Source organism: Enterobacter asburiae (assembly GCA_011754535.1).
Classification (GTDB): Bacteria; Pseudomonadota; Gammaproteobacteria; order Enterobacterales; family Enterobacteriaceae; genus Enterobacter; species Enterobacter cloacae_N.
The window spans coordinates 4,205,556-4,223,949 of sequence record JAAQVN010000001.1 but is presented as its reverse complement, the minus strand read 5'-3'; the positions used below and the strand labels follow the sequence as shown (position 1 = coordinate 4,223,949).

The window sequence follows — 18,394 nt, the reverse complement described above, 5'->3', positions numbered from 1 at the left end:
CGCTATCTTTCGTTTCGTTTCACTTGTTCACTTAAGCAGTTAAATAAAATCTATAGAAAAGAAATCGAAACTTCAATGAAAGAAAAGAAATAAAACGAAAAGTGTGATCGTGAAAGGAAAGGGAAGAGTTAAGGAAAGGAAAAGAAAGGCCTTACGATCGGGTGCCGTAAGGCCAACAGGAGACAAAATAAAAGGGCTAAAGGGGGAGAGCCTGGCCCTGAATCCAGATCTGCTGGAGGTGTAAACCCCCGTCCAGCGCAATGATATTGGCGCGTTTACCCTGGGCTAAGGATCCGAGCTGACCGTCAACGCCCAGCAGTCGGGCAGGGTGCAGCGAGGCCATATGGATAGCGTCTTCGGTGGTTACGCCCGCATACTCCACCATATTCCTGACCGCGGCATCCAGCGACAGCGTGCTGCCCGCCAGCCCGCCGGAGCCTGTTCGAACCACGCCGTTTCGCATCGAGACCTCTTCACCACAGAGCGAGTACCGTCCGTCCGGCATACCTGCCGCCTGCATGGCATCGGTAATCAGCACCACGCGATCCTGCGCGCAGCAGCAGCATAAGCGTATCGCTCCCGGATGGACGTGGTGTCCGTCGGCAATCAGCTCCAGCCACGCCCGTTTGTCCGTAAGCCCTGCGCCGACCATGCCGGGCTCTCTGTGGTGCAGCCCCGTCATGCCGTTGTAGCAGTGAACCAGCCCGTCGGCACCCGCATCAAACGCGGCGAGAGTTTGCCGGTACGTGGCAGCGCCGTGGCCCAGCATCACGCGTATACCGCGCTGTTTAAGATGGCGAATCGCCTGCAGCGCGCCGGGCTTTTCTGGCGCGAGCGCCACCACCCGTAGCGTGCCCTGTGAAACGTCAGCCAGCCTGTCCAGCTCGGCGATATCCAGCTCCCGGAACAGCTCCGGCGGATGCGCCCCTTTGTTCTGCGGCGTAAAGTACGGTCCTTCCAGATAGCTGCCCAGGATCTGCGCGCCGGGGCCGCCGGACCGAGTGCGCCGGGCAATCCGCATCAGCGCGGCGTGGATACTCTCCAGCGGTGCGGTCACGGTGGTGGGCAGAAATGCGCCCACGCCTTCACGCGCTTTATGCATTGCCAGGATGTCCAGCACGTCCGGCGCATCATCCATGACGTCCACGCCCGCGCCGCCGTGGACGTGCGTATCGATATAGGCCGGGCAAAGCAGATCCGCATCACGCGTCGTAACGCCCGCCGGAATGGGTTCAATCGCCGCAACCGCGCCGCTTTCAATGCGTAGCTGGTGGTCGTTCAGCCACCCCCGTTCGGTAAGGATCCGTCGCGCGCGCAGCAGCTGGCTCATATCCCTTCCTCGGCAGGGGCTTCCTCGCGACAGCGCCCCAGCTCGTCCACCAGGCTCGTCAGGCCTCGGTGTCCGCACTCCAGCGCCTGCAGACGAAACGCTTCGCTGCTTAATCCGTCGCGCTCCAGCACCATCTCCAGCAGCAGCTGCAGGTTGGTGCCGGTGATCACTTCGCTGCCCGGCCTTTGCATCGCGAGCGTTGACGCCACGCGGAACGGCGTGCCGCCGAGCAGGTCGGTGAGAAACACAATATCGTGCTGCGCATCGAGTTCGCTCACCGCCTGCTCAAGCTGAGCGGTCAGCCGCGCGGTGGTGGAGGTTTCCGGAAAATCGATGGCGATAAACTGCGGCTGCTCGCCGAGGATCTGCTTCATCGCCTGCTCAAGCCCGCTGGCAAACCCGCCGTGACCCGTCAAAATAATGCCTAACATCGCAACCTCTTTGCTTTTACAGGAAGTGACAGAATTTACCGACAACGCCCAGCAGCACGGTGATACCGATTAGCCGCAGCGGGCTCCAGCCGCGGCGTACCAGCCAGAACATCGTCAGGGTGTAGACAAGCGGCAGGAACGCGGGCATCAGTTTGTCGATGACGTCGGCCTGCAGTTTGACGACCGCATCACCCGCCTTGATTTCGAGCGTGGTATTGAGGCGGACGTAGGTTGCCACCAGCGCGCCGATCACCGTCATCCCCACGATAGACGCCGCGTGGCCAACCTTTTTGGTGTTGGCTTTAATCAGCGGAATGGCCGCGACACCCATCCGGTAAGCGTAGTGCGCCAGGCCAAAACGCAGGCCGAGGTGTACCACGTTAAACAGCACGATAAAGACCACCGCGCCCAGAATCGATCCTTGCAGCGCCAGGCTGGCACCAATACCGCCGCAGATGGGCAGCAGGGTCAGCCAGAACATGGCGTCGCCAATACCGCCAAGCGGCGCGCCGACGGCAATTTTGGTGCTCTGGATGCTGTTTACATCCTGCTTGGACCGCTCCATCGCCAGAATGATGCCGATAACAAAGGTCACCAGGAACGGGTGGGTGTTAAAGAACCCCATATGGCCTTTCATCGCCCGCGCCAGGTCCCGCTTGTTGGTGTGGATCTTTTTCAACGCGGGCAGCAACCCGTACAGCCAGCCGGAGGCCTGCATACGTTCGTAGTTAAACGAGGCCTGCAGCAGCATGGAACGCCAGGCCACGCGGTTAATATCCTTTTTCGTCAGCTCGGCACCGATGTTTTGGTCTTCGTAGACGTTTTCATTCACGCCGGTCAGCAGCGTCTCTTCGCTTTCAGATACGCCCGGCAGGGTGGTTTGGTTAGATGCCATCTTCGAATTCCTCTTTCTGAGCAGCGGGAGCCGTCGGTTCAGGTGATTTACGCATCAGGTCGATCAGCGCCATGGCCAGCGCGGCCGCCGCAATCGCCAGCACCGGAAGCTTGAGCCAGGCGGCGGCGACAAAGCCGATAATGAAGTAAGGGATGTAGACGTTTTTCATCATGATCTTCAGCAGCACGGCGAAGCCGATGGCTGGCATGATGCCGCCCGCGACGCCGAGGCCGTCAATCAGACGCGCTGGCAGAACGTCAATGGCGGTTTTCGCATGTTCCGCACCGAAGTAGATCGGCAGGAACGCGCACAGAAAATAGAAGATGCCGAGCGCCAGTAGCGCAATATAGTTAACCCGTTCAATACCGTGAGTATCTGCATTGGCCGCCATGCGATCGCAGCGCGACATGACGCCGGACATCACCGAGAAGAGGAACGTAATCCCCATCTGAACCGCCACGGCAAACGGCACGGCGACGCCAACCGCAACTTCTGGCTTCACGCCGGTGCTGATGGCAAATGCGGTACCCACGATGGTGCCGATAATGACGTTAGGCGGCTGGGCACCGGCGAGCGGGGCCAGCCCCATCCAGACCAGCTCTAACGTCCCGCCGGTCAAAATGCCGGTGTGCAGATCGCCCAGAATCAGGCCGACCAGCGGCCCGAGTACCACCGGGCGGTGCATGTGCGTTAACCCGTTAAACATATCCAGACCGGCGATAAAGGCGAGTATGCCTAACCCCAGCGCCTGCAACAGACTGATTTCCATTGTGAATCCCTCAGAGCAGTTTAAAGAGATCCAAAGCAGTTTCTGTTGGAACGCCCTGAACGAAGCATTCCACACCGGCCGCTTTCAGGCCGTTGAACGCGGCGATATCGTTCGCGTCGACAGAGACCGTTTTGGCAATTTGTTGTTTGCCACTGGCGTAGTGCATGTTTCCGACGTTAATACGGGTGATGGGCACGCCGCCCTCAACCAGCTTCAGAAAATCGGCGGGTGATTTGCAGACCAGCAGGATTTTCTGGCGGTCAGCGGCGCGGTGAATGTTGTCGATCACTTTTTGCAGCGACCAGAAGCGCACGGCGATCCCTTCCGCGAGCACCATTTCCATCAGGTTCTGTTGAACCGGATCCTCAGCGACCTCGTCGTTAGCGACCAGCACCAGGTTTGCCCCCGCAAACCCCACCCACTGCACGCCCACCTGACCGTGGATCAGGCGTTCGTCGATGCGGCATAAAACAATGTTTGGCATAGCGTTTTCCTCTTTTTTAATTATGCGTTTTGAGTCGTTACGCCTTCGCAGGCGGCGTGGTACTGCTGGAGTATGTCCTGAATGTGGTCGATGATGAGTTCCCGTGGCGTTGACTTGAGAGCGCCCTCGCGAACTTTGCCGTACTGCAACGGCAGGTACTGGCTGATCAGCGGCAGAGGAATAGGCTCGTCTGCCAGGTTACGCACCAGCCGTTCAAAAGCGTCGTCAATCTGGCTGTCCGGCCAGTAGTAGCGCACGCGGTCAGAGTAGCTGTAGCCGCGCGCCAGGCGACGCGCGTTGCCGTCACCGTGGTAATGGCTTTGCCAGTATTCCGGGCGATCGAGCATGACGTTTTCCAGCACGTGACGCAGGCCGGAGCTGGCTTTTGCCGGCAGCAGCTCCTCTTCAATGGCGGCCAGCGAGAACAGCGCTTCGCGCAGGGCGAAGGTCAGGGCGGGGCCAACTTTCAGAATCGCAAAGTGATCGTTGACCAGCTGACGCAGCGCCTGCGGCGTCTGGTAGTCGGTGGAGTGCGCTTCAAACACCAGCGTATCGTAGGCTTCAACCATTTTGCTCAGGGCAACGGCTTTCTGTGGCTGATAGTCGCAGACGTGCGCGTGGTCGAACTCCACGCCAGGCTGGACCACCAGGCCAATAATGCGCGGCCAGATGTCGCTCAAACCTTCCTTTTCGAACGCGTGGCGGTGCGCTTCAAGCGTGGCGCGTGCCGCGTCCGGCGTGGTGACGGCAAGTTCGGTGAGCGTCTCGTGCGCGCCACCGGGAACCGGCACTTCCGTGCCGATAACGTAGACCAGATCGGATTCACCAAACTGCTCGCGACAGGTCGCTTCGGCAATTTTCGCCAGGCGTGCGGCGCGTCCGGCGACGATCGCGTCGGTCAGGGGAACCGGATCGTCCTCACAGGACATGCTGCAGTCGAGGTGGATCTTTTTGAATCCGGCAGAAACATAGCTTTTGATCAGATCGTCGGCGTTGGCCATCGCCTGTTCCGCAGGGAGATTTTGCCAGCGGTTGGGGCCTAAATGATCGCCGCCGAGGATCAGCTGTGACGTCGGGAAGCCGAGCGACTCGGCAAGCTTGCAGACAAATCCGTGAAAATCCGCAGGCGTCATGCCGGTATAGCCGCCAAACTGATCCACCTGGTTGGAGGTGGCCTCGATCAGCAGCGGCGACTGATGCGAATGCGCGTAACGAATGGCAGCTTCAAGTACCAGCGGATGTGCGGAACAGACGGCATAGATCCCGTTTGAATTCCCTCGTTTATGTTGTTCCACCATTTCTGTCAGATGTTTCACTTTCCTCTCCATTTCGGATGGCAATGACACTTGTCTTTCGTTTTGTTTCATTTAATCCTGCATCATGGTGATATAAAAATAAAACGAAAGATAATAGTTTTCCGATCTGTTTCACAAAAGAAACATAATGAAAGGTTTCAGCGCAGTGTAGGCTTGCGTCTGGACGTAAGGCGGGACTTGCATTCCCGAAAAAGAAAGGCCTTAATAGACAAAACGAAATGAAACGAAAGTTTATTTATTAAGGAGCTCGTATGAGCAGCACCGATTCATCCGCAGAAAAGCGCATCACCGGGACCAGTGAAAGGCGAGAGCAGATCATTCAGCGGTTGCGGGCGCAGGGAAGCGTGCAGGTTAACGACCTGTCTCATCTGTACGGCGTATCGACGGTGACGATCCGCAACGACCTGGCGTTCCTGGAGAAGCAGGGCATTGCCGTTCGCGCTTACGGAGGGGCATTGATTTGCGAAGGCAACATGCCGGGCGCTGAGCCTTCCGTGGAGGATAAAAGCTCGCTGAATACGGCGGTGAAGCGCAGCATCGCGCAGGCCGCTGCCGCGCTGGTCAAACCCGGGCACCGTATTATTCTGGACTCCGGCACCACGACGTTTGAAATCGCCCGCATGCTGCGCCAGCACACGGACGTCATTGCGATGACCAACGGGATGAACGTGGCGAATGCGTTGCTGGAAGCGGAAGGGGTGGAACTGTTGATGACCGGCGGGCATCTGCGCCGTCAGTCGCAATCTTTCTACGGTGACCAGGCAGAACAGTCGCTACAGAATTACCATTTTGACCTGCTGTTCCTGGGCGTTGACGCCATCGATCTCGATCGCGGCGTGAGCACGCACAACGAGGATGAAGCACGTTTGAACCGCAAAATGTGCGAGGTGGCGGAGCGTATTATCGTGGTGACGGACTCCAGCAAGTTTAACCGCTCAAGCCTGCATAAAATCATTGATACGCAAAGGATTGATATGATTATTGTCGATGAAGGCATTCCGGCGGAGAGCCTGGACGGGCTGCGGAAAAGCGGGATTGATGTGGTGTTGGTTTAAGGGGCTTTTCCCCTCTTCCTGTGGGCTGAGGGTTCCCCCCAAAATAATGCCAGCACGGACGACCCCCTCTCCCTGAGGGAGAGGGCTGGGGTGAGGGGGAACATACGGCTGTGGTGGTCATTCCGTTCACTTTATGTTCCTTGCTACTCTGTTACGACATGATCGGTGAACGTGCCAGAGTGGCTCAGTCGCCACCACCCTGGCAACCCGGGCTCCCGGCTTATTCCTTCCGGCTTGTCGGGTACGGGCGGAGGCAACGTCCCTGTAAAGCCCGCCCTCTCGGCGCATCCCTGCGCCTCGCCCCGGCCGGAAGGCAAACGCCTCAGCGATTTACAGCCGGACCAGGGCGTCGCTGCAAGTCATTCATTTTCCTGAAGCAACATTGATCGCTCCGGGTTGAGAAATTTCTGGGGATCCCTCTCTCACAGGGAGAGAGGACCGTTCGGTGCAGTTGGGAATATGAATCACGTCACCGGTGCCGGGTTGAACACCGCCAGCTGATTGTGTAATCCCCATTGATCCGAGAACGTTTTCTTCCGCCCGCTTGCCACGTCCAGAATAAAATGGAACAGTTTCCAGCCCACGTCTTCAATACTCTCTTCCCCGGTGGCAATGGTGCCCGCGTTGATATCCATTAAGTCATACCAGCGGTTTGCCAGCTCGGTGCGGGTCGCCATCTTGATCACCGGGACCGCCATCAGGCCGTACGGCGTGCCGCGCCCGGTGGTAAAGACCTGTACCGTAATGCCGGACGCCACCTGCTGGGTGCCGCAAACAAAATCGCTGGCAGGCGTAGCCGCATAGATCAGACCGCGCCTGGTTGGCCGCTGGCCCGGAGAGAGCACTTCCACAATCGCGCTCTGGCCGGATTTAGCTATCGAACCGAGGGCTTTTTCCACCACGTTTGCCAGACCGCCTTTCTTGTTGCCCGGAGAGGGGTTGGCGCTGCGGTCGGTTTTGCCCATATCGAGATAGCTATCGTACCAGGCCATCTCCTCGAGCAGGCGTTTCCCCACCTCTTCATTAACGGCGCGCGGCGTAAGGAGATGGATGGCGTCACGCACTTCGGTGACTTCGGAGAACATCACCGTGGCGCCGCAGCGCACCAGCAGATCGGACGCATAGCCCACCGCCGGGTTAGCCGTCACGCCAGAGAAGGCATCGCTGCCGCCACACTGAGTGCCCACCACCAGTTCCGATGCCGGGCACGTTTCGCGCTGGCGGCGGTTGAGTTTGTCCAGATGACGCTCCGCCACCTGAAGAATATCGTCGACCATCGAACGGAAGCCAACGTGGCGTTCGTCCTGCAGGCGCACGATGCTGGCCTCGTCAGCCGGGATGGCTTTGACATCTTCGGTGCCCTGCAGCAGGCGCTCTGGCTGCAATTTTTCACACCCGAGACCAATCACCATCACCTCGCCGCCAAAGTTCGGGTTAAGGGCGATATTGTGAATGGTACGGATCGGCACGACCGCCGCTGGCGCGTTGATCGCCACACCGCAGCCGTACAGGTGGTTAAGACCCACCACGCCGTCGACGTTCGGGTACTTCGGCAGCAGATCGCGCTCAATGATTTTCACTACGTAATCCACCACGCCCGCCACGCAGTGCACGCTGGTGGTAATGCCGAGCAGGTTTTTGGTTCCCACGCTGCCGTCCGCGTTGCGGTAGCCTTCGAAGGTATACCCCTCCAGCGGAGGAAGCGGTTCAGGAACGCGGGTAGCCAGCGGCAAGGTATTCAGCGGCGGTGCTTTGGGCAGTTCAACCAGCGATTCCTCAATCCAGCTACCCTGCGGGATAGCGCGTACCGCATAGCCTATGACTTCACCGTAACGGACGATTGCACCGTGGGCAGGAATATCGACCAGCGCGACCTTGTGTCCCTGCGGAATGTGCTCAATCAGCTCAAGCCCGTCCGGGAAGCGGGTGCCTGCTTTTAAGCCACTGTCGTTGACAATAATCGCCACGTTATCCGTATCGTGAACCTTAATATAAAACGCCGTCGGCGATGCCTCTCTAATTGCAATATCGGCCATTATTCACTTTTCTCCGGCAAAGTTTCAGCTATGAAATATAGCTCCTGGATAATCGTTTTCTTATCGAAGAAATAAAGCATGTCAGGACGGGAAAAGTGAAAATGTGATCGCGATCGTTTCAGGCGGACTAATCCTTGATTCTGTGCATTAGCGCCCACTGCTTTGTGCGTATGCTCAAAATAGCGTTGAGATGCGGCGTGATACTTGAGCATTAAGACAATGTGATGTCACACAGAGCCGATTATACTGAATGACGATTTTATTGCGCCAACATTCAGTCAGAGAAATAAATATAAAAAGAATCTGTTTCGAAATGAATAATACGGGCTAAAACTGCGGAATTAAAAAGGTATATGAGATGAATAACGATATCTTCCCGAATACGTTTAAAGCGGCTCTAGCGGCGCACCAGATTCAGATTGGCTGCTGGTCCGCGCTGGCAAACCCTATCAGCACCGAAGTGCTGGGCCTGGCCGGGTTCGACTGGCTGGTGCTGGACGGCGAACATGCGCCGAACGATATCAGCACCTTTATTCCGCAGCTGATGGCGCTGAAAGGCAGCCCCAGCGCCCCGGTAGTGCGTGTGCCCACTAACGATCCGGTGATTATCAAGCGTCTGCTGGATATCGGTTTCTACAATTTCCTGATCCCGTTTGTGGAAACCGAAGAACAGGCGGCGCTGGCCGTGGCCTCAACGCGCTATCCGCCGGAAGGGATCCGCGGCGTCTCCGTTTCGCACCGCGCCAACATGTTTGGCACCGTTAAGGACTACTTCGCTCAGTCCAATAACAACATCACCATTCTGGTTCAGATCGAGAGCCAGCAGGGCGTTGATAATCTCGACGCGATTGCAGCCACAAACGGCGTGGACGGTATCTTTGTCGGCCCAAGCGATCTGGCTGCCGCCTTTGGTCATCTGGGTAACGCCAGCCATCCTGACGTGCAGCGCGCGATCCAGCACATCTTTGCCCGCGCCAAAGCGCACGGTAAACCGTGCGGCATTCTGGCGCCGGTTGAGGCCGATGCCCGTCGCTACCTGGAGTGGGGGGCCACCTTTGTAGCCGTCGGCAGCGACCTCGGCGTGTTCCGCTCAGCGACGCAGAAATTAGCGGACGCTTTTAAAAAATAACCATCATTGAGGAAGCAGATTATGACGCTGAAAGTGGGTTTTATTGGTCTTGGGATCATGGGTAAACCAATGAGTAAGAACCTCATCAAAGCGGGTTACTCACTGGTGGTATCCGATCATAATTCGCAGTCTGTGGCGGAGGTGATGGCGGCGGGTGCGGAAACGGCCACCACCGCTAAAGCCATTGCCGAGCAGTGCGATGTCATCATCACCATGCTGCCAAACTCCCCGCACGTCAAAGAGGTTGCGCTGGGGGAGAACGGCATCATCGAGGGGGCGAAGCCCGGCCTGGTGCTGATTGATATGAGCTCTATCGCCCCGCTTGCCAGCCGTGAAATCAGCGAGGCGTTAAAAGCGAAGGGCGTCGACATGCTGGATGCGCCCGTCAGCGGCGGCGAGCCAAAAGCCATCGACGGCACCCTTTCGGTGATGGTGGGCGGCGATAAAGCCGTGTTCGACAAATACTATGACCTGATGAAAGCGATGGCGGGATCCGTGGTGCATACCGGAGATATTGGTGCGGGCAACGTCACCAAGCTGGCGAACCAGGTGATTGTGGCGCTGAATATTGCCGCCATGTCTGAAGCGCTGACGCTGGCAACCAAAGCGGGCGTCAATCCGGATCTGGTCTATCAGGCTATTCGCGGCGGCCTGGCGGGCAGTACCGTGCTGGATGCCAAAGCGCCGATGGTGATGGACCGTAACTTCAAGCCGGGATTCCGCATCGACCTGCACATTAAAGATCTGGCGAACGCCCTGGACACCTCTCACGGCGTGGGTGCGCAGCTGCCGCTGACCGCTGCGGTCATGGAGATGATGCAGGCGCTGCGTGCCGATGGCCTGGGCACGGCCGATCACAGCGCGATTGCGTGCTACTACGAAAAACTGGCGAAGGTGGAAGTGGCGCGTTAATAGCATCTTACCCGCACCTGAGGGTGACAGCGGCGCGCAAACCCTCTATACTGCGCGCCGAAGCTGACCAGACAGTCGCCGCTTCGTCGTCGTCCTTTTCGGGGGAGACGGGCGGAGGGGAGGAAAGTCCGGGCTCCACAGGGCAGGGTGCCAGGTAACGCCTGGGGGGGAAACCCACGACCAGTGCAACAGAGAGCAAACCGCCGATGGCCCGCGCAAGCGGGATCAGGTAAGGGTGAAAGGGTGCGGTAAGAGCGCACCGCGCGGCTGGTAACAGTCCGTGGCACGGTAAACTCCACCCGGAGCAAGGCCAAATAGGGGTTCACATGGTACGGCCCGTACTGAACCCGGGTAGGCTGCTTGAGCCAGTGAGCGATTGCTGGCCTAGATGAATGACTGTCCACGACAGAACCCGGCTTATCGGTCAGCTTCAACTTCTCAGGAAACCCCGCTTCGGCGGGGTTTTTGCTTTATGTGGTTGTAGGTCAGGGTAAGCGAAGCGGCAACCGGCACCGGACAAACGACATCAATTCTCATATTTGCGACATTAAGCACATTTCACTGTTTTTATCCCTTCAATGTTTATCCTGAATCTGCAGACGATCGCCATCACAAAATTTCACGCTGAAAAACAGTGAATTTACAGTATTGTCAATTTGTTATGATTGTTATCTGTATGATCCTGAATGTTTTCCTGGTTGATATGGATATATTGAAATCAAAAACATTCAGGCTGTGAATGTGTGACCTGTTCCACTCTTTATCAAAAGCTGGCCAAAAAGCCTCTGCAGAATTTGATAATTTGAAAGAATGTTTCAACTGAATAACGGTTATTTATTGGCCTTTAATTGCCTGAAAGATCGTCTTTATTGATTTTTTTAATGCAGGAAATTTATCAAGGTTATTGCCATAAAATAAATTTATTACTCCTGTTTTTGTTGATCAATATCAGCGTAATGGTCTGCCTTGATGCATTCATCTCATTGTTAGTAAAGTCTTTTTAGGGTTTTGATTATTCATGTGAATAGTGTGAAAAAGCAAATTGTGAGTAACAGCACATACCCCTTGAAACATTATTGAGTAGAATCCACCCCGTCATAGGGAAATAAGCGCAGAATATTATGAACACTATTATTCTACCGAAAACACAGCACCTCGTGGTATTTCAGGAAGTCATTAAAAGTGGCTCCATAGGTTCTGCCGCAAGACAGCTGGGCCTGACGCAGCCCGCCGTCAGCAAAATCATCAGCGATATTGAGTCCTACTTCGGCGTGGAAGTGATGGTACGTAAAAACACCGGCGTAAAACTCACTGCCGCGGGCCAGGTTCTGCTCTCGTACTCTGAGTCGATCACCCGCGAGATGAAAAACATGGTGAGCGAGATTAACAGCCTCAGTTTTAGCACCGTCATGGACGTCTCCTTTGGCTATCCGTCGCTGATTGGTTTCACCTTCCTGTCCGGGATGATCAAAAAATTCAGGGAAGTGTTCCCGAAAGCACGCGTATCCATGTATGAAGCCCAGCTCTCCTCTTTCCTTCCGGCCATTCGCGACGGTCGTCTGGATTTCGCTATCGGCACGCTGAGCGATGAAATGCTGTTGCAGGATCTGCACGTCGAACCGCTGTTCGAGTCCGAGTTTGTGCTGGTCGCCAGTAAATCACGAACGTGCACCGGCCCGACGACATTGGCATCGCTCACGCACGAGCAGTGGGTGATGCCGCAAACCGATATGGGCTACTACAAAGAACTCCTGACCACCCTGCAAGACAACCACATCAGCATTGAAAACATCGTCCAGACCGATTCCGTCGTCACCATTTATAACCTTGTCCTGAATGCCGATTATCTGACGGTGATTCCGCGCGACATGATTGCGCCGTTCGGTTCGGACCAGTTTATTGTCCTGCCGGTGGAGGACGAATTACCCGTGGCGCGCTATGCCGCCGTGTGGTCGAAAAATTACAGAATTAAAAAATCGGCATCAGTTTTAGTCGAACTGGCAAAACAATATTCTTCGATGAATATAGAAAGACGACGATAAAAATAATCACGCTTTAAAACACCCGGGGCGCCGCTATTTAACGCTCTGATACCCTGACTTTGCCTGAAAACAATGAATTATTATAACGAGGACATTATGCACATTACTTACGATCTCCCGGTAACCATTGAAGATATACAGGATGCCAGAAAGCGACTGGCAGGAAAAATCTATAAAACCGGCATGCCGCGCTCAAATTATCTCAGCGAACGGTGTAAAGGTGAGATATTCCTCAAGTTTGAAAACATGCAGCGTACCGGCTCGTTTAAAATTCGCGGTGCGTTTAATAAATTAAGCTCGCTGACCGATGCTGAAAAACGCAAAGGCGTCGTCGCCTGCTCCGCAGGAAACCACGCGCAGGGAGTGTCGCTCTCCTGTGCGATGCTCGGTATCGACGGCAAAGTGGTGATGCCAATGGGCGCACCGAAATCCAAAGTCGCCGCGACGCGCGACTACTCGGCAGAGGTGGTGCTGCACGGCGAAAACTTCAACGACACCATCGCCAAAGTGAGCGAAATCGTCGAGATGGAAGGGCGCATTTTTATCCCGCCTTATGACGATCCGAAAGTGATCGCCGGCCAGGGCACCATCGGCCTGGAAATCCTCGAAGATTTGTACGACGTGGATAACGTGATTGTCCCTATCGGCGGCGGCGGATTAATTGCCGGGATTGCCACGGCGATTAAATCCATCAACCCGACCATTAATATTATCGGCGTACAGTCTGAAAACGTTCACGGAATGGCCGCATCGTATCAGGCCGGAGAAATAACCAACCATCGCGTTACCGGCACGTTAGCTGACGGCTGCGATGTGTCTCGTCCGGGTAAATTAACCTTCGAAATTGTTCGTGAACTGGTCGACGACATTGTACTGGTGAGCGAAGACGATATTCGCAACAGCATGATTGCCCTTATTCAGCGAAATAAAGTGGTGACGGAAGGCGCCGGTGCGCTGGCCTGCGCGGCATTATTAAGCGGCAAGCTTGACCACTATATTCAGGGCCGTAAAACCGTCTGCATTATTTCCGGCGGCAATATCGATCTCTCCCGCGTTTCCCAAATTACCGGCTTCGTTGACGCATAAAGGTGACCTATGAGCAACACAGAAAGCATTATCGTTGGCCAGTCCAAAACGTCCTCCTGGCGTAAGTCTGATACTACCTGGACGCTTGGCCTGTTTGGTACCGCCATTGGCGCGGGCGTGCTGTTCTTCCCCATTCGCGCAGGCTTTGGTGGATTGATCCCCATTTTGCTGATGCTGGTTCTCGCGTTCCCGATTGCGTTTTACTGCCACCGCGCGCTGGCGCGTTTGTGTCTGTCCGGCAGCAACGTTTCCGGCAACATCACCGAAACGGTGGAAGAGCACTTTGGGAAGACCGGCGGGGTGGTGATCACTTTCCTCTACTTCTTCGCCATTTGCCCGCTGCTGTGGATTTACGGCGTCACCATTACCAACACCTTTATGACCTTCTGGGAAAACCAGCTCCAGCTGCCCGCGCTGAACCGTGGCTTTGTCGCGCTGTTCCTGCTGCTGCTGATGGCCTTTGTTATCTGGTTTGGTAAAGACCTGATGGTGAAGGTCATGAGCTTCCTGGTGTTCCCGTTTATCGCCAGCCTGGTGCTGATTTCCCTGTCGCTGATCCCGTACTGGAACTCGGCGGTGATCGACCAGGTCAACCTGAGCGATATCGCCTTCACCGGTCATGACGGCATTCTGGTCACGGTGTGGCTGGGTATCTCCATCATGGTCTTCTCCTTTAACTTCTCGCCTATCGTCTCCTCGTTCGTGGTCTCAAAGCGCGAAGAGTACGAACCTGAGTTCGGTAAAGAGTTCACCGAGCAGAAATGTTCCAGAATCATCGGTCGCGCCAGCCTGCTGATGGTGGCCGTGGTGATGTTCTTCGCCTTTAGCTGCCTGTTTACGCTCTCTCCGCAGAACATGGCGGACGCCAAGGCGCAGAACATTCCGGTGCTCTCCTACCTGGCGAACCATTTTGCCTCGATGTCCGGAACCAAATCGACGTTCGCGACGGTACTGGAATACGGTGCCTCCATCATCGCGCTGGTCGCGATCTTCAAATCTTTCTTCGGCCACTACCTGGGCACCCTGGAAGGGCTGAACGGCCTGATCCTCAAGTTTGGCTACAAGGGCGATAAGAAGAAAGTCTCTGTTGGCAAGCTGAACACCATCAGCATGGTCTTCATCATGGGCTCCACCTGGGTTGTGGCATACGCCAACCCGAACATTCTGGACCTTATTGAAGCCATGGGGGCGCCAATCATCGCCTCTCTGCTGTGCCTGCTGCCGATGTACGCCATCCGCAAAGCGCCAGCCATGGCGAAATATAAGGGCAAACCCGAGAACATCTTCGTCACGGTTGTGGGCCTGCTGACCATTCTGAATATCGTTTACAAACTGTTCTAACCCAAAGCTCAGGAAGAGCGGAGTCATATGATGATTGAGTTTCCGGTAGTACTGGTTATTAACTGCGGATCGTCCTCTGTTAAGTTTTCGGTGCTGGATGCAGCAAGCTGCGATGCCCTGATGACGGGCATTGCAGATGGGATCAACACCGGGAAGGCCTTTATTTCCGTGAACGGGGGGCAGCCGGCCAGACTGGCTCACCAGGACTACGAAGGGGCGCTGGCTGCCATCGCCCTGGAGCTGGAGAAACGCGACCTGATGAGCAGCGTGGCCTTGATTGGCCACCGCATTGCCCACGGCGGTGACCTCTTCAGCGAGTCGACCCTGATCACGGAAGAGGTGGTCGCGCAGATCCGCCAGGTCTCCCCGCTGGCGCCACTGCATAACTACGCCAACCTGAGCGGCGTGGAAGCCGCAGAGCGCCTGTTCCCCGGCGTGCAGCAGGTCGCGGTGTTTGACACCAGCTTCCACCAGACGCTGCCGCCGCAGGCGTATCTGTACGGATTGCCGTACCGCTATTTTGAAGAGCTGGGCGTGCGTCGCTACGGCTTCCACGGCACCTCTCACCGCTACGTGGCCGGGCAGGTGCATACGCTTCTCGGGCTGTCCCCCGATGACAGCGGCCTGGTGATCGCCCATCTTGGCAACGGGGCGTCCATCTGTGCGGTGCGCAACGGCGAAAGCGTTGACACTTCTATGGGGATGACGCCGCTGGAAGGGCTGGTGATGGGTACGCGCTGCGGCGACGTGGACTTCGGCGCGATGGCGTGGATTGCCCAGCAGACCGGGCAGTCGTTCGAGGACCTGGAGCGCGTGGTCAACAAAGAGTCCGGATTGCTGGGGATATCCGGCATCTCCTCTGATCTACGCGCGCTGGAGAAAGCCTGGCACGAAGGCAATGAGCGGGCGCAGCTGGCAATAAACACCTTTGTTCACCGCATTGCGCGGCATATTGCCGGTCACGCCGCGTCGCTGCACCGTCTGGATGGGGTGATCTTTACCGGCGGCATTGGCGAAAACTCGACGCTCGTCCGTGAGCTGGTGGCGGAACATTTGAAAGTGTTCGGCATCCACCTCGACGACGCCAAAAACGCCCTGCCGGGCAGCGCGGGTGAGCGCATCATCAGCAGCGATACCTCCCGCGTAGTCTGCGCGGTTGTCCCTACCAACGAAGAAAAAATGATCGCGCTGGACGCTCTCCGTCTTGGGAAGGTTACTCCGGCCGCGGCTTACGCCTGATAAAGCGAGAATCACATGAAAGTAACTATCGATACGGGCGTCGCGCCCTACAGCGACGCATGGGCCGGGTTTCGCGGTGAAGAATGGAAAAACGCCGTTAACGTCCGCGATTTTATTCAGCATAACTACACCCCTTATGAAGGTGATGAAGCTTTCCTCGCGCAGGCGACGCCAGCAACGACGGCGTTGTGGCAGAAGGTAATGGTCGGCATTCGCCAGGAGAATGCCACCCATGCCCCGGTGGATTTTGACACCAACATTGCCACCACCATTACGGCCCACGGGCCTGGCTATATCGACCAGGATCTGGAGACGATCGTCGGTCTGCAAACCGATAAGCCGCTTAAGCGTGCGCTGCACCCTTACGGTGGGATCAATATGATCCGCAGCTCGTTCGAAGCCTACGGTCGGGAGATGGATCCACAGTTCGAATACCTGTTTACCGACCTGCGCAAAACCCACAACCAGGGCGTGTTTGACGTCTACTCGCCGGAGATGATGCGCTGCCGTAAATCCGGCGTGCTGACCGGTCTGCCGGACGGCTACGGGCGCGGACGCATCATCGGCGACTATCGCCGCGTGGCGCTGTACGGGATCGCTTATCTGGTGCGCGAGCGTGAGCTGCAGTTTACGGATCTGCAGGGCAGGCTGGAGCGCGGTGAAGATCTGGAGGCGACGATCCGCCTGCGTGAAGAGCTGGCGGAGCACAAGCGCGCGCTGCTGCAGATCGAGCAGATGGCGGCGAACTACGGCTTTGATATCTCACGCCCGGCGATGAACGCCCAGGAAGCGGTGCAGTGGGTCTATTTTGCCTACCTTGCCGCAGTAAAATCCCAGAACGGTGGGGCGATGTCGCTGGGGCGCACGGCCTCGTTCCTCGATATCTACATCGAACGCGATATGCAGGCAGGGCGGCTGAATGAAGTCCAGGCCCAGGAGCTTATCGACCACTTCATCATGAAGATCCGCATGGTGCGCTTCCTGCGCACGCCGGAGTTCGACACGCTCTTCTCCGGCGATCCGATCTGGGCGACGGAAGTGATCGGCGGCATGGGGTTGGACGGACGCACGCTGGTGACCAAAAACAGCTTCCGCTACCTGCACACGCTCCACACCATGGGGCCTGCGCCGGAGCCGAACCTGACGATCCTCTGGTCAGAACAGCTGCCGATCGCGTTTAAGAAATACGCCGCGCAGGTGTCGATCGTCACCTCGTCGCTGCAGTACGAGAACGACGATCTGATGCGTGCGGACTTCAACAGCGACGACTACGCCATTGCCTGCTGCGTCAGCCCGATGGTGATCGGCAAGCAGATGCAGTTCTTTGGCGCGCGCGCCAACCTCGCCAAAACGCTGCTGTACGCGATCAACGGCGGAGTGGACGAAAAACTGAAGATTCAGGTCGGCCCGAAAACCGAGCCGCTGCTGGGCGACGTGCTGGATTACGACACCGTGATGGCGAGCCTCGATCACTTTATGGACTGGCTGGCGGTGCAGTACATCAGCGCCCTGAATCTCATTCACTACATGCACGACAAGTATAGCTACGAAGCCTCGCTGATGGCGCTGCACGACCGGGACGTCTATCGCACCATGGCCTGCGGCATTGCCGGGCTGTCGGTGGCGGCGGATTCTCTCTCGGCCATTAAATACGCCACGGTGAAGCCGGTGCGCGACCACACCGGTCTGGCGGTCGATTTCGTGATAGAAGGGGACTACCCGCAGTATGGCAACAACGACGATTGCGTGGACAGCATCGCCTGCGACCTGGTGGAGCGCTTTATGAAGAAAATTCAGGCGCTGCCAACCTACCGTAACGCGGTGCCGACCCAGTCGATCCTGACCATCACCTCCAACGTGGTCTACGGCCAGAAGACCGGCAACACGCCGGACGGACGCCGCGGCGGCACGCCGTTTGCGCCTGGCGCGAACCCGATGCACGGTCGCGACAGAAAAGGGGCGGTGGCCTCGTTAACGTCGGTGGCCAAACTGCCGTTCACCTATGCAAAAGATGGGATCTCCTACACCTTCTCCATCGTGCCGCAGGCGCTGGGCAAGGATGAGCTGGTGCGTAAAACCAACCTGGTAGGGCTGCTGGACGGGTATTTCCATCACGAAGCGTCCATTGAGGGCGGGCAGCATCTGAACGTCAACGTCATGAACCGGGAAATGCTCCTCGATGCCATTGCCCATCCTGAGAATTACCCGAACCTGACGATCCGCGTTTCAGGGTATGCGGTGCGGTTTAACGCCCTGACGCGGGAGCAGCAGCAGGATGTGATTTCGCGAACATTTACGCAGGCTATGTAATTCAGATTGCCATTGTGCC

15 protein-coding genes and 1 other RNA gene are annotated in these 18,394 nt (G+C 56.7%); 9 read left to right on the top strand and 7 right to left on the bottom strand.

The window, feature by feature from the left end; genetic code table 11:
* Positions 1-196: 196 nt before the first annotated feature.
* The 6 genes from nagA to kbaZ are packed head-to-tail and all read right to left on the bottom strand — an operon-like array spanning position 197 to position 5,237.
* Positions 197-1,330 (bottom strand): N-acetylglucosamine-6-phosphate deacetylase, encoded by a 1,134-nt coding sequence (gene nagA, locus HBM95_19995; protein ID NIH45191.1) that lies wholly within the window; start codon positions 1,328-1,330, stop codon positions 197-199.
* On the bottom strand, positions 1,327-1,761 hold the full coding sequence (locus tag HBM95_19990) for a PTS sugar transporter subunit IIA (GenBank protein ID NIH45190.1): 435 nt from the start codon (positions 1,759-1,761) through the stop codon (positions 1,327-1,329). Before HBM95_19990 ends, nagA begins: the two co-directional genes overlap by 4 nt.
* 16 nt (positions 1,762-1,777) lie before the next feature.
* On the bottom strand, positions 1,778-2,656 hold the full coding sequence (locus HBM95_19985) for a PTS mannose/fructose/sorbose transporter family subunit IID (GenBank protein NIH45189.1): 879 nt from the start codon (positions 2,654-2,656) through the stop codon (positions 1,778-1,780).
* A complete protein-coding gene (locus HBM95_19980; protein ID NIH45188.1) occupies positions 2,646-3,425 on the bottom strand; it encodes a PTS mannose/fructose/sorbose/N-acetylgalactosamine transporter subunit IIC in 780 nt (259 codons plus the stop codon). The genes HBM95_19985 and HBM95_19980 overlap by 11 nt, the downstream gene beginning before the upstream one ends.
* A 10-nt stretch (positions 3,426-3,435) precedes the next feature.
* Positions 3,436-3,909: a PTS N-acetylgalactosamine transporter subunit IIB gene (gene agaV / locus HBM95_19975; protein NIH45187.1), complete on the bottom strand. Its 474-nt coding sequence runs from the start codon at positions 3,907-3,909 to the stop codon at positions 3,436-3,438.
* 20 nt (positions 3,910-3,929) lie between these two features.
* Positions 3,930-5,237 (bottom strand): tagatose-bisphosphate aldolase subunit KbaZ, encoded by a 1,308-nt coding sequence (gene kbaZ / locus HBM95_19970; protein NIH45186.1) that lies wholly within the window; start codon positions 5,235-5,237, stop codon positions 3,930-3,932.
* A gap of 239 nt (positions 5,238-5,476) precedes the next feature.
* On the opposite strand from kbaZ, the gene HBM95_19965 reads away from it, so the two are divergent.
* Positions 5,477-6,280: a DeoR family transcriptional regulator gene (locus tag HBM95_19965; protein ID NIH45185.1), complete on the top strand. Its 804-nt coding sequence runs from the start codon at positions 5,477-5,479 to the stop codon at positions 6,278-6,280.
* Positions 6,281-6,744: 464 nt separating this feature from the next.
* On the opposite strand, the gene garD is transcribed toward HBM95_19965, so the two are convergent.
* Positions 6,745-8,316 carry a galactarate dehydratase gene (gene garD, locus HBM95_19960; GenBank protein NIH45184.1) on the bottom strand — a complete coding sequence of 524 codons (1,572 nt, stop codon included), beginning with the start codon at positions 8,314-8,316 and terminating at the stop codon, positions 6,745-6,747.
* 358 nt (positions 8,317-8,674) lie between these two features.
* On the opposite strand from garD, the gene garL reads away from it, so the two are divergent.
* From garL to pflB, 8 genes are all read left to right on the top strand, one after another.
* Positions 8,675-9,445, top strand: a complete 771-nt coding sequence (gene garL, locus HBM95_19955) for a 2-dehydro-3-deoxyglucarate aldolase (GenBank protein NIH45183.1) — start codon at positions 8,675-8,677, stop codon at positions 9,443-9,445.
* A gap of 21 nt (positions 9,446-9,466) precedes the next feature.
* Entirely contained in the window at positions 9,467-10,357 is an 891-nt protein-coding gene (gene garR, locus HBM95_19950; protein ID NIH45182.1) for a 2-hydroxy-3-oxopropionate reductase, read from the top strand.
* 59 nt (positions 10,358-10,416) lie between these two features.
* An RNA gene (rnpB, locus tag HBM95_19945) (RNase P RNA component class A) lies at positions 10,417-10,793 on the top strand.
* Positions 10,794-11,478: 685 nt separating this feature from the next.
* Entirely contained in the window at positions 11,479-12,399 is a 921-nt protein-coding gene (gene tdcA, locus HBM95_19940; protein NIH45181.1) for a transcriptional regulator TdcA, read from the top strand.
* A 96-nt stretch (positions 12,400-12,495) separates the two neighbouring features.
* Positions 12,496-13,485 carry a bifunctional threonine ammonia-lyase/L-serine ammonia-lyase TdcB gene (gene tdcB, locus HBM95_19935; GenBank protein NIH45180.1) on the top strand — a complete coding sequence of 330 codons (990 nt, stop codon included), beginning with the start codon at positions 12,496-12,498 and terminating at the stop codon, positions 13,483-13,485.
* A gap of 9 nt (positions 13,486-13,494) precedes the next feature.
* Positions 13,495-14,826: a threonine/serine transporter TdcC gene (tdcC, locus tag HBM95_19930; protein NIH45179.1), complete on the top strand. Its 1,332-nt coding sequence runs from the start codon at positions 13,495-13,497 to the stop codon at positions 14,824-14,826.
* A gap of 30 nt (positions 14,827-14,856) precedes the next feature.
* The gene (gene tdcD, locus HBM95_19925) at positions 14,857-16,065 is read left to right on the top strand and encodes a propionate kinase (GenBank protein ID NIH45178.1); all 1,209 of its coding nucleotides are present in this window, start codon (positions 14,857-14,859) and stop codon (positions 16,063-16,065) included.
* A gap of 15 nt (positions 16,066-16,080) precedes the next feature.
* On the top strand, positions 16,081-18,375 hold the full coding sequence (pflB, locus tag HBM95_19920) for a formate C-acetyltransferase (protein ID NIH45177.1): 2,295 nt from the start codon (positions 16,081-16,083) through the stop codon (positions 18,373-18,375).
* Positions 18,376-18,394: the final 19 nt, after the last annotated feature.